At 34.1% G+C, this 12,329-nt stretch carries 12 protein-coding genes and 1 pseudogene; 11 read left to right on the top strand and 2 right to left on the bottom strand.

Features of this window, described 5'->3' with window-relative positions:
- Positions 1-188 precede the first annotated feature (188 nt).
- The 8 genes and pseudogenes from ltrA to AC1Q59_RS15500 all read left to right on the top strand — a co-directional run bounded on the left by ltrA (position 189) and on the right by AC1Q59_RS15500 (position 7,022).
- Positions 189-2,117, top strand: a complete 1,929-nt coding sequence (ltrA, locus tag AC1Q59_RS15535) for a group II intron reverse transcriptase/maturase (protein WP_492366761.1) — start codon at positions 189-191, stop codon at positions 2,115-2,117.
- Between the two features lie 268 nt (positions 2,118-2,385).
- Positions 2,386-3,003, top strand: coding sequence for a hypothetical protein (locus AC1Q59_RS15530; RefSeq protein WP_492366760.1), 618 nt, complete (start codon positions 2,386-2,388; stop codon positions 3,001-3,003).
- A gap of 51 nt (positions 3,004-3,054) precedes the next feature.
- Positions 3,055-3,732, top strand: coding sequence for a hypothetical protein (locus tag AC1Q59_RS15525; protein WP_492366759.1), 678 nt, complete (start codon positions 3,055-3,057; stop codon positions 3,730-3,732).
- 384 nt (positions 3,733-4,116) lie between these two features.
- Positions 4,117-4,791, top strand: a complete 675-nt coding sequence (locus tag AC1Q59_RS15520) for a hypothetical protein (RefSeq protein ID WP_492366758.1) — start codon at positions 4,117-4,119, stop codon at positions 4,789-4,791.
- A 17-nt stretch (positions 4,792-4,808) separates the two neighbouring features.
- The gene (locus AC1Q59_RS15515; RefSeq protein WP_492366757.1) at positions 4,809-5,405 is read left to right on the top strand and encodes a hypothetical protein; all 597 of its coding nucleotides are present in this window, start codon (positions 4,809-4,811) and stop codon (positions 5,403-5,405) included.
- 161 nt (positions 5,406-5,566) lie between these two features.
- Positions 5,567-6,181 carry a hypothetical protein gene (locus tag AC1Q59_RS15510; protein ID WP_492366756.1) on the top strand — a complete coding sequence of 205 codons (615 nt, stop codon included), beginning with the start codon at positions 5,567-5,569 and terminating at the stop codon, positions 6,179-6,181.
- An 83-nt stretch (positions 6,182-6,264) separates the two neighbouring features.
- Positions 6,265-6,579 (top strand): DUF2325 domain-containing protein, encoded by a 315-nt coding sequence (locus AC1Q59_RS15505; RefSeq protein WP_492366755.1) that lies wholly within the window; start codon positions 6,265-6,267, stop codon positions 6,577-6,579.
- Positions 6,580-6,640: 61 nt separating this feature from the next.
- Positions 6,641-7,022, top strand: a pseudogene (locus tag AC1Q59_RS15500) (GIY-YIG nuclease family protein).
- On the opposite strand, the gene AC1Q59_RS15495 reads toward AC1Q59_RS15500, so the two are convergent.
- Positions 7,013-7,456, bottom strand: coding sequence for a JAB domain-containing protein (locus AC1Q59_RS15495; protein WP_492366754.1), 444 nt, complete (start codon positions 7,454-7,456; stop codon positions 7,013-7,015). The pseudogene AC1Q59_RS15500 and the gene AC1Q59_RS15495 overlap by 10 nt on opposite strands.
- Before the next feature lie 76 nt (positions 7,457-7,532).
- Here AC1Q59_RS15495 and AC1Q59_RS15490 point away from each other — a divergent pair, with 76 nt between their 5' ends.
- A complete protein-coding gene (locus tag AC1Q59_RS15490; protein WP_492366753.1) occupies positions 7,533-8,399 on the top strand; it encodes a helix-turn-helix domain-containing protein in 867 nt (288 codons plus the stop codon).
- 169 nt (positions 8,400-8,568) lie between these two features.
- Entirely contained in the window at positions 8,569-8,742 is a 174-nt protein-coding gene (locus AC1Q59_RS15485; RefSeq protein WP_492366752.1) for a hypothetical protein, read from the top strand.
- Between the two features lie 407 nt (positions 8,743-9,149).
- On the opposite strand, the gene AC1Q59_RS15480 is transcribed toward AC1Q59_RS15485, so the two are convergent.
- Positions 9,150-10,367, bottom strand: coding sequence for a hypothetical protein (locus AC1Q59_RS15480; protein ID WP_492366751.1), 1,218 nt, complete (start codon positions 10,365-10,367; stop codon positions 9,150-9,152).
- Between the two features lie 924 nt (positions 10,368-11,291).
- Here AC1Q59_RS15480 and AC1Q59_RS15475 point away from each other — a divergent pair.
- Positions 11,292-12,305 carry a DnaA N-terminal domain-containing protein gene (locus AC1Q59_RS15475; protein WP_492366750.1) on the top strand — a complete coding sequence of 338 codons (1,014 nt, stop codon included), beginning with the start codon at positions 11,292-11,294 and terminating at the stop codon, positions 12,303-12,305.
- The last annotated feature ends 24 nt before the right edge of the window (positions 12,306-12,329 follow it).

The following is a 12,329-nucleotide window of genomic DNA, read 5'->3' as shown; positions in this document are numbered from 1 at the left end:
AGCATTACAAGGAAATTCATAACCTTGTTTAATCGTAGTGAGAGTAGAGGCATGACCAGTGAAGGCTTTGTAATGAAGCTGGAGGAATAGCCTCAAGTCGAGCCTAATCACCAATACGGACACCACACACCCAATGGATTCTCGTAAGACTTAAAAGGTCACGAAACCAGAAAGGTGAGTGATAAACCATGAGATTTAAAGCGGAAAAGAAATATCCCAAAAACCAAAAGTTACGACATGCTGAATACTATGAAATGCAAGAAACATTCGATAACTTGTATCAGCAGAGCAAGGAAGGAAAACGATTTAAAAACCTCATGGAGACTATAGTTTCAAGGGATAATATCGTTCTTGCCTATCGTAACATCAAGCGGAATAATGGAAGCCCTACTCCTGGAGTAGATGGCAAAACCATAAAAGAAATAGAAGAACTTGAACTTGAAACTTTCATTGAGATTGTTCAAAAAAAATTCAACCATTATACACCAAGAGTAGTAAAACGTGTGGACATTCCTAAGCCAAATGGGAAAATTCGGCCACTAGGTATCCCTTCCATTTGGGATAGAATCACACAGCAATGCATTCTACAAGTGCTAGAACCAATATGTGAAGCAAAATTCAACAAACATAGTTACGGTTTCAGACCAAATAGGTCAGCCGAAAATGCGTTTGCTGATGCGACACATAGAATTAATAGCGCGGGTATGCAATACGTTGTTGATGTTGATATTCAAGGTTTCTTCGACGAAGTTAATCACAATAAACTTATGCGTCAAATATGGACATTAGGTATTCGTGATAAACAATTACTCGTCATATTAAGAAAGATCTTGAAAGCACCTATCAAGTTATTAAATGGAGAAATAATTATACCAAGTAAAGGGACTCCACAAGGTGGTATCTTATCGCCACTGCTTGCGAATATAAACCTAAATGAATTTGATTGGTGGATAGCTAATCAGTGGGAGGAACGAAACCTTTCTGAAATTAAGCCGCAATACCGCAAAGATGGTAGAAGAAATCGCAAAAATGAAAATGTCAAACTCCGCAAATCTACTAAACTAAAAGAAATTTATTTAGTTAGATATGCAGATGACTTCAAAATATTTTGCAGAACACGAATGGAGGCAGTAAAAACCTTTCATGCCTGCAAAAATTGGTTAGAAGAAAGATTAAAATTGCCAATTTCAACTGAGAAATCAGGCGTCACTAATCTGAAACGACACCATAGCGAATTTCTAGGCTTTACCATGAAAATGACACAGAAAGGGAAAACTGCTAAAGGTGAAACGAAATATGTGGTTGAATCTCATATTGCTCCCAAAGCAATTAAAAGAATTCAAGAACAACTCAAAGAACAAATTATAGTGATTCAGCATAGCCCTCGTAGTCATCAGACACGTATTGAAATGAATAAGTACAACAGTATGGTAAACGGTATTCATAACTACTATCGTATTGCTTCAAGGGTAGCCATGGACCTATCAAGAGTTGGTCTTAGCATACAGCAAGTTATGAAAAACCGATTAAAAGGGTTATCAAAGAAAGGTGAGTATAAAGGGAAAAACAAAGGGATATTGGATTATATGAGTTCTAAGATGATTAGATATCATATGAATTACCCCTTAATTCCTATTGCATACGCAAACCATAAGAATCCTATGAATATAAAGTCTTCTATAAATAAATACACCGTTGAGGGAAGGGAAAGAATTCATAGGGAATTAGGTATTGTACCTGCGTGGAAACTGGAATGGTTAAGAAACCATCCCGCGTTCAACAAACGTGTAACAGTGGAGTATGCCGACAATCGCATTTCTAAATTTGTGGCTCAAAGTGGTAAATGTGCTATAACGGGTATCGAACTCGAAATGGAAAACGTTCATTGCCACCATATCAATCCACGAAAGAAGGAACATAACGATTCATACGATAATTTAATTATCATTGATAAAGGTATCCACAAACTGTTACATGCAACTGACCAACAAATTGCTCGTAAATATTTAGCTAAATACAAGTTAAATGACGAACAGATTAATAAGGTCAACAAGCTACGCAAGATATTGAGCCTATTATCCATAAATGAACTTCTAACCTATCAAGAACAAATATAAGGGATAAATCAAATCAACTTTAAATTTGTGTGTGGAAAACAGTAGTACATTGGTGACTCGATGGAACGCCGTATGAGTCGAAAGGCTCACGTACGGTGTGGGACGGGGGAAAAGGTAGAGATAACTTCAAAACCTTACCTATCGTCATTATCAATTTTCTTGGTCACTCTTTACCGTTAATCAGAGTGCAAGAAGAGCTTGGCGCATCGGACAAACTCAAGAATGTAGGTTATTTTATCTTGCCTATGCAGAATCCTTTCAACAAAAAATGGCTGAATTAATTGCTTTAAAAAATAGAGCAACAGCTGCCATTAATGGTGAGGTCTCAAGTGATGGACTTTCAGCTATGTTAGGCGATGAAGGAGACCTTCAGTCCATGCTTATACAAAGTGTGAAACAAGGTGGAGATATTTTGAAGGGTTCTGCGGAAGATTGGATTAATCAAACATCCGACAGAGCACGTGAATTGTTGGCTAATATTGGTAAAAAGAAAACGAAAAAACGGATGTTACTAGAACAGTTTATAAACTGGGTAGAAAACGAAATCAAAGGGGAAACCACCAAGCAAGCAATACTTAATTCCAAAGAACAATTCATTGACAATATTAAGTCTGAGCTTATTCCAGGGTTTACCGTAAAAAATGATGTTTTAGAAATAGATATAGTTGAAGCATTTGGTTTTGATCGAGCCTTTGTGGCTGATGGGGCAATTTTATATCACCTATCCAAACCTCAGTTAAAAAGGTCAAATGAGAGCAAAGTTGGTCAAAAAGAGACGCTCCTATTAAAACATGAAGTGAATATTATTAGCATGCAAAAAAATAAGCCAAAAAGAACTAGAAAACATATATCAGAAAATCAACTGGCCTTTGATTTATATGGTTAAGCTGTTTTATTCATTTGAGGAAAAGTAATAAAAATTCAGGAGGAACAAATAGTGGTTTATATTTTAGAACAAGTTCAGATTCATGTATTTCTTATTCTGTTTTCCTTATTAGATACATTTATGGTATGTAAACACCAAATGTCTGTATTTACAGTCTCAATTTCTGCAGAGGAGGAAAACGATATTCCTCTCTGGGGCATGAAAACAATGATTGTGGAATTACCAGTTAATAAGGTAGCGGAGTATGAGAAATCCATGGTGGATGAAAATCAATTGAAATTTTTTGAAGAAATTTCTTCATCTTTAGAGGTCATTGATTGTATATTGCCGGATCTTTCCCCCGCGTATGACGGAAGCGATGAATTAATTAGAATGGATGTATGGAAAGAAGAAACGGCACCTGTAAAAATAACAAAGAAATTATCAGCTTCTGCCTCTTCACGTATTAACGATTTTGAACTTGGTGAACAACTTTGGGTTGTAGAAGTCGTTGGTGAAGAGCAGGGATATTTGCATATATCAGATGGTTCTGCTCGAACATGGGTTGATGGAAGTAATTTTGGAAGTTTTTCCAAGGGTGATATTTTATCAGTCCTGGTTGAACGAAAAAGTGATAATCGGATAACTACACTAGATATAGATGTCTTACAAAAGCGTTCTACAGATTTCCTTATTCCAGACGAAATTTGGTTGGAAGAAAACGAAGAGGAAAACGTGTATACCGCATAGGTACAAACAGAATTAAATACCAGCCCACTTAACCAAAGAGTTAAGTGGGTCCTTTGTAAAAATTATTTTTATTTTTCGAAAAGATAGCACAATTTGACGGATATTGTTGAAAAATTCGTGAATAGGACTTATTATTTATTAAGAGGATAGGAATATAGATACATATTTGGGAATTTATTGGTTTAGAATATAACTTTTTACTCTTGATAAATTACTTTTTCTAAATATTAAGGACACATCAATAGGGATAATAGTTTTTAGGTTAATAGAATCGTGACGTATATAAATAAAAAATTCGTTTCTTTTAGCCAGAGGGTCCATAACTTCGAAGTTGGGTCATAAAAAAAAGACTAGATTGGAAGGGGATCTAAAGGGGGAAGAATTGTGAATAAGCAAATGTCAAATTTAGTTGTTGAATTAAATGTATCTGATTTATCTAATTTAATTCGTGAAGTAAGAACAAAGGGAATTTGGTTTAAGGAATTGGAGCTAGAATATCGTAAAAACAAGCGGTTACTACTTGTTCGATTTAAAGGCTCTAAATCAATGAAGTTAACGAGTAGCTATGAAGAGATGGTAGAAAATCAATTAAAACAGCTAGAAACAAAAATTATTATGCCTCTAATACAAAAAGTCCGTTCTAATTTTGTAGTAAATGTATCTGTTGATTCACATGGCCGCTTCTCATTTTCTTTAATTTCATTGAAATTAAAAATGGATTGCCGTAAGGGATTAAACATGCATGAAACATTTAAAGATCCCTTTCGAGTTATGTTACCGTTTGCAGAATATATACATTCTGTATATTTTAGAGGCATTCAATTCAATATTTCTGTGGTTGAAGCAGAGATGACCATTACATCTGATGATTTATTTGAAGCTGCAGAAGATCCACTAATTGCACCAAGAGCAAAGGGACAATGGTACAACATTGCTTCACATATCTATGCTGAGGCTAAGCTTGAATACAAGTATGATGTAGAAATTCCATGTGTTGAAGGTGAACTTTATTGGGACAATAAAGTTGAAACTATTCAATTCTCTTTAATAAACCAATGAGAGTTGGGGCGAAAATAATGTTTCGTTTATTTTCCTATAAACTATTAATTATGTTCATTATGTTTGGTGTAATTGTTTTACCTAGTCAGGCATCGGCAAAACCTCTTCCCTTTATGCCCGATAAAAAAGGGGACGAGCTTATTACCCCAACATCATCAGACTCCTTGTTTGGTGGGATAGTAGGAAGTTTAGAATCTCTTTTAAGATCATTATATAATTGGGGTGTTATTATAATTACAGCCTTATTTGTGATTGGGACCCTGGTCATGATCCTGTCAATTCTTTTTCGAAACGGTCAATGGCAAAAATATGCACAAGGAACCATGTTTATTTCATTCGTGGTCATGCTAGTACTTCGTGGATTGCCAATATTACTGTTATCAATTAAATCATCAAAAGACATTGATATCTTATTACATGATCTAATTAGTGCGCTTAGTAATGCTGCTATTTTTCTAGGAATAACTAGCATTTTTGTTAGCTTATTATTTAGATTTGGTTATCGATTAATTGAGCACCCAGAATTCCATCGCTGGTCTAAAAATTTATTAAGTGTTTCAATATTAATGATGATCTTTTCAATTGTTATACCAATTATTTTTCCAATTATTTAACTTGATAAAATATAATAAACAACTCTTATAAATTTAGTTGTTATTTGATAAAATTGATAGAAAATAGAGTCTTAAAGGGAGCACCCCATTTTTAGAACATATTAAATACTAATATGTTCTAAAAATGGGGTGTTTTTCTTTTAGAAGAGAGGAACTTTTTAATGAACTTTTTATTGGTTGGTGGAACGCAAGAAAGAAGGAAGTTATGGCGAGAATTATTTGAACTTGCCTTTCCAACCACACGTATTCACGAAAGTAACAACATAAAAACTGGTAAGTTATCATACAGCGATATGGTCATTTGTATTCAGCCCGAAATAAATTTGCCTTTAATGGAGTTTTTAAATGAGTGTCGTTTGGATACAAAACCAGTATTCTGTATTATTAATGCAATTGATCAATACCAATCGTTAGCACTAATTTACCAGGGGGTAAGAGGAATTGTTGGCAGCGACGCCTCACTTGATACATTACGAAATGGGATTCGGATCGTTAAAGAAGGAGGACTATTTATAGATCCAGTTATATCTCGAACACTTAAAAATAATTTGTTCTCATATCCCAAAGATGCAATAACACGACCCAAACTATCTAACACTCAATGGAAGGTATTTTTATTATATGCAAAGGGGGTTTCAATCCCTGAAACTGCTTTACAACTAAATTTAACTAGTCAGGAAATACAAAAAACACACCAAATAATTATTAAAAGAACATCAACTGACACAATATCTGAAGCCACCTCCTTAGGTTTATTACAGGGATGGTTTACATAAGAAAAGAAATATTAGTTTGCATTTCATAATATAATATTATATCATATAAATTAATAAAAATGTCATATTCTGAGGTGAACAAAATGAGAAAAACAAAAATTGCTATAATCGGTGGCAGCCAGGAACATACTTACAAAAATATAGGAAATAAACTTGGTTGTGAAATTATGTTTCATGGCGGAAAAAGTAGAAATGGAGCTTCTAAAAAGGAATTCCGTCCTCTTATCAAAAAAGCGGACTGTGTTGTCGTTCTTTTAGGAGCTTGCGGTCATATAACAGTGGATGTTGTTAAAGAGTTATGTAAAGAAAATCAAAAACAAGTCGTTTTTCACCAAGGCTTTGGTGCAAGTGGGGCAGTGAAAAATGGGCTTAGGGCAATCCAACATATAGCTAGTTAAGGGGTGTTTTACAAAGGTTATGAAATTAACAAATCTCCAAAACTACACATTTTTGATGGTGATAAAAATAATTTATATTGACATTCCATCACCAGATATTGAAATATTCAAACAAAAAGAAACAGCCCTTTTAAAGAGCCTGACTTAAGCAATGTGTATGGTTTTACGGATTACCGGAGAATTCCAAGGAATCGTGCCAAGTATTTAATATGTTTTTTAATGAAAAAGATGAATTGCTCTATGTTGGCCAGGCGGAATGGCTACGCCAGAGGATAAGAAGTAATTTCTACAACAATATTTCTGCCATCAAGCATCACAGAGAAGAGGTCTATAGAATATCAGTTTTCTATGTCGAAGACAGATGTGAAAGAGAAATCTATGATACTTATATTATTAATAAATATCGGGCTAAATACAACATTGATAAAGTGTTTTATAAATAACCTTTTTCTTTGAAGCTGACAAACTTGCCTAATGCATTGACGATTAGATGGTCTAGCAGCTGAATGCACATGATATCTCCGGCCTTTTTTAAACTTGCAGTTAGGGTTAGATCGTTCTCGGATGGGAGCAAACTTGTGGATGGATGATTATGCGCAACAATCAACGCAGCTGCATTATTCAGAATACAGGCCTTGAATACTTCTCTAGGAGTTACGATGAGATCACTGATGGACCCTACATGGCATCGATGAACAGCAACCAATTGGTGAGCACTGTTTAAACACATCACGAAGAACACTTCACGGTCATCATCACCTATAAAATGAAAAGCGACTCTCGCAGCATCTTCTGGAGAAATCAGTTTGGTTTTTAACTCGTTGGATATTTCACGCACTTCTTGCTTTATTTTTATGATTTCATATATTGGTTCCATTCTTCTTCTCCGCCTTTATTCATATATGAAAAAAGTGTATCACAAATTATATTCGTACATAAGTGAGGGTGGTCTCATGAGTGATTGGTATACACAGAAGGAAGTAGCGGATTTGTTAAACATCTCGAAGTCCACTGTCTATCATTATGCCAAACAAGGAAAAATCAAAAAGATTGCTGATTTCTATCGTCTTCATCGAGAAGCGCGGTATGAAAAAGCAGGGGTTGACCGCTTGGCAGCCGAACGAGAACATAATCCTGCAGGCATGCGTCCGAAAGAAGTGTCCAAACATCTAGGAATTTCAGTCCAAAGTATCTATAAATATATCCAGGATGGGACCATTAAAGCAGAGGAAATTCCATATGGGGATGAAAGAATAACCTATATCATCACAGAAGAGTCTTTCCAAGATACGATGGAAACTCTTCATCCATCCCTTTTGACAAGGGTTCGGAAAAGCGAATACTATCATGTTGCACATGATATCGCTTTGTTTCAATGGTTTCGCACGAACATTGTTGATTTTGCCAGGGTTGCAAAAGACAAAAAGCAGAATTGGGGATTTTTCCTACCGCTCAGCCAAAAATGGGTTCCTTATGAGGATGGGATACATAAATACGGCTTAACACCCATGTACCCCATCCATCAAGACTCTATAGAAAATAGGGGGTATGCTCATCTCCAAATACCCAAAAATGTAGATATTTTGTATCCGTTTATAGATTATTTGTACGTGGTATGGGGCATTGAAAATATTGGGATCCGTGAGCAAAGGGAAGCTGTTTATGTTTCAGTAAAAGAAGGAGAAAAGCCATTTTTTCAACGTACTATGGTTTCACTTAAGGACCTGATTCCATATGTACAAGAAGGAATATTAACCGTTAAAGAACATTTTTTGGTAGTTCGAAGCGATTATCGAAAAACTAGCTCGAATTGCCGATAAAAATACTAGATACAGTTAAACAGATTTCCGAACTAGAGGGGATAACCATGAGTCATTGGTTTGAGAAGGTTGTTCAGAAGGCGTTAAAAGATAAAGGATATTCATTATGATTCTATTCGAGAATAACATGGAGAGGCCGCAAAATATAAGGGAAAATGAGGTGAAGATAATGGAAACTAAAACAACATCAACGATCCACCGTTTAACGATATGCCATACTTGCCATAAAAAAGTTATAAAAAATGAATCACATGTAGAATGGGAGGGCTCCATCTATTGCGAGCCTTGCTTTGATATTTATTTAGAGTTAATCGAACCAAAAGATTGGGGGAAAAACCAATAGGTTGTGTATCCCCTCCATTTTTAGCTAAAAGACTTAAATCGCAGGGACCACTAAAAAGAGTTATTAGAACAATTCAACTACTTACAGCTCTGATTTGGCAATTAAAAGATGTTGTTCTTGAATGTAAAAAAGCTTAAAACTTCTATTGGGAATTTTTTAATTTTTATCGGATTAGTTATACCTCCCACATTTAAAGAGAAAGAAAACTGAAGGTAAATGATAACTACTACAAAGTTTGTGAAGAAACATACTTAATGCTAATGGCGACTTTAATTCAAAAAAGGCTTATATTAAAATAAGGCTTTATATACAAGAATTTATGCATTAAAGCCTTATTTTCTAAACTGAAAACATATTTCCATAAACAACATTTTTTAATTGACAAATATACATTAAATACAAAAAATTTATGAAAATTTTATCCTATCCATTTTATTTTTTAATTCATCTTTTGTTTTCAATGAATAGTATTTAGGATTAATTAAAAATAAGGTAATTAAACGAACTACGATATGTTCTAAATCCTTTAATGTACCTGTTTCAATATTTGATGAACCCGTATGAACGATTTGTGATCTAACATCATACAAATTACGAACTTGTTCAGAAATTTTTAATCTCCCTTCAACAGAAGATTCAAGGGTAAATGCTATTCTATCACTAAGAGTTGCAGTAACAGGCTCAAATTTACTTGTATTTAAGAAACACTCTAATACCAAGGTTAGTTTAAGAAATCTTGCAGCAATATCGTGTTCAACCTTTGATTCACCAAACCAAATAATTGCTCTTAAAATTTGATTTTCAATATCTGTTAAATTTCCTTGAACAAACTTATCAACAATTTCTCCGAATTTTTTTATCCCAACATCATTAGCATCTTCCACAAACATTTCATCGACTTCAAGAGTCTCTGTATGAGCTTCTTTTAAACGCCAATTATAGCAATTAAATATTCCATCTGAGACCACTGGTACTGCTAAAGCCCTAAGCTCTTCCATAAGTGGACCATATCCAGGTAATCGTAATCCAAGGGTTTCATCATCCCAAATGTAATAGTCTACAAATCGGAGAAAGTGCACAATTATTTTACTAGTTTCAACCCCAATTTCTATTGCTTTTAAAAAATCTGGAATATTTATTGTGTATTCAAAAGAGTAAGGAAAAAACTCATTAATTTCCTTATCAGGAATAAACTTTGATGCATTTTCTTCATCTAATTTAATAATTTTTGCACCACTGTTAATATTTAGATAATCAATTCCAATTAGTTCTATTCCCTTTATTGGTATGTAAATTTTGAAATCCTTTTTTACTAATAGTTCTGCCTCAAGTTCCGATAATAATTCATTAACCTTTCGACTAGGATTGTCAATTTTAATAAGATTATCTACTATTTTCATAAACCGCATAATAATGGTTTTTTTTGCAAGGTTTTTATCTAAATCTCCTTCGTTTAAAAATACTTTAAGGCAAGTTTGAAAACTTTTAATGTCCAATAATGATTTATGAATGGCAACATCATAAATAACGTGATGAGCCCCACTCATATGGAGTTCAATTATTTCTCTCTCTTTTAATTCTTTTACCGTTTTTATTAGATTTTGTTTAAGGTGACCTTTATTCACTTTTTCTCCTCCCTCCCTCTATAAATATTGATTTATCAACGGTTTGACCCGTTGGTGGGGTGTCAAAAAAATATTTTTTGACACGGTCCCTAACATTATTTTTATATTTTGTGAAACTCTTCTAACATATGGGTACGCTACGCGGTCGCTACTGGAAAAATCCAGTAAGTAGTGGGAATTATACGATGCACAATGGATCTCTGCGTAGCTTATGATGACGTACCCTCCCATGTCTCTGGGCATCTGTGTGCCTACATTCCTTCGTTCGGTCTAGTCATAAGGCAGAGGCTAGCGAAGCTCCTTTAGGGACTCAAGGTCGGATGGTACCAACTATTTTTATTCATCACTAATCACCCTGAACTAGTCTTTTATTACTATCTTACACTTTATTTTTACTAATTTAAATCAGGGGGATAGGGAAGATGCAGAGAGGGTACTCCTACAAAGTAAAACCCATTATTGGAAAATCGATTGAACAAAAAATCAATTAGTCCATAAATTATCTGGATACCTTGTCTTGATAAATTCATCTATATTTGATTTAATATAGGTATAATTTCATATCATCGGAAATGGGAACACCCCAAATCAAATTGCCTTTTATTATAAAAGGCAATTTGATTTGGGGTGTTTTTTGTCTGCAATAACGGCCAGCTTCTCTATTTTTATAGCAAACTCAATCGAATTTTGCTAAAATTAGTAGAAACAATAATCTTTCTAAGAACAAAGAAAATAAAAAAAACCCACCAGGCAATTTCTTTTAATCTGTTTCAGTTTGGCCGCTGAAGATTAAATGAAATAGAGAAGGCGGGGGTTTTTTGCATATTAATTTAATTCCTATTTTATCAGCTTAGGAATTTAATATCAAGCAAAAATCACCTGCCAGATTCTTGTTGTTGTGGAAAAGAATCGGAGGATAATATTTTGAAAGATCCACAAAGACCTTTAAATTTGAAAGGGCAGCCTTATCCACTAGTCTATTATCGACCAGTCAAAGAAGACGCTAAAATTGAAAAGTCCAGATGGGTTCTTGATAAACATGGCGAATTTAAGGAATTTTTCTATCATGATTCTATTGTTAACAAAGTTATTTTCAATGAAGAAAAGGTGAAAAATTTTAGTTTAGATGGACTTGGCCAGAATTTAGAATTTGAAGATCGTCAATTTACTTTAATACATAATTATCTAATTCATTTTTGGCAGCCTTTCCTTAAAGCTGATGGTTTAGCATTGCTTATTACACTGAAGAGTTATTGTATTAATAAAGATTATTGCTGGCCAGCGCTATCTACCCTTCAACTGGAGTGTGGATTTGGATCGGTTAATACGGTTAAGAAGCGTCTCGCATTGTTGGAATCTTACGGATTCGTTTTTCGTTTTAATTGTATGTCAAGGGATGAAAACAAAAAAAATATGGAAGAATCCCCTATATTTAAAATACGAAAAAGGGTTCCTTTCTTACCTAAAGAGGTATATGATGAACTACCAGATGAGTTAAAATATCGCCATGATGAATTTATGGAAAACTATATGTCTGTTTATAGCCCTGATAATCTAGCTTCTAAAATTGATTTTGAATCGGTATATGATGACTTTTTAGAGCAAGGGGAAGAATTAAAGAAAAAAGTGAAGACAAATAAATCGAATGCTGTATCCGCGGAAAAACGGCTAAATATAAAAGAAACGATGACATCAAAAGATGAAGAAATAACCAATTATATCTTAAACTATATACAATCCAATTTGTCCAAACCTTCTTATGAGACTTGGTTTAAGCACTGTTTATTCAAATATAGAGAAGATATCATCACTGTTTATTGTCCAAATACGTTTACTGCTGGTTGGATCAATGAGCGGCATAAAGATTTAATAATCAGGGGATTAAAAGAGATTGATATTAATCCAATGGAAGTTAAGATTAATAGCGTTGAAGAATAGATGGATTTTCCTTCTATTCTTTGT

This window comes from Cytobacillus sp. MT66 (genome assembly GCF_058792595.1).
This window is presented reverse-complemented; position numbering and strand designations above follow the sequence as displayed.

Coding starts and splice junctions, on each gene's coding strand:
- ltrA (WP_492366761.1), top strand. CDS start 189: ATGAGATTTAAAGCGGAAAAGAAATATCCCAAAAACCAAAAGTTACGA.
- AC1Q59_RS15515 (WP_492366757.1), top strand. CDS start 4,809: ATGTTTCGTTTATTTTCCTATAAACTATTAATTATGTTCATTATGTTT.
- AC1Q59_RS15485 (WP_492366752.1), top strand. CDS start 8,569: ATGGAAACTAAAACAACATCAACGATCCACCGTTTAACGATATGCCAT.
- AC1Q59_RS15490 (WP_492366753.1), top strand. CDS start 7,533: ATGAGTGATTGGTATACACAGAAGGAAGTAGCGGATTTGTTAAACATC.
- AC1Q59_RS15505 (WP_492366755.1), top strand. CDS start 6,265: ATGAGAAAAACAAAAATTGCTATAATCGGTGGCAGCCAGGAACATACT.
- AC1Q59_RS15510 (WP_492366756.1), top strand. CDS start 5,567: ATGAACTTTTTATTGGTTGGTGGAACGCAAGAAAGAAGGAAGTTATGG.
- AC1Q59_RS15530 (WP_492366760.1), top strand. CDS start 2,386: ATGGCTGAATTAATTGCTTTAAAAAATAGAGCAACAGCTGCCATTAAT.
- AC1Q59_RS15495 (WP_492366754.1), bottom strand. CDS start 7,456: ATGGAACCAATATATGAAATCATAAAAATAAAGCAAGAAGTGCGTGAA.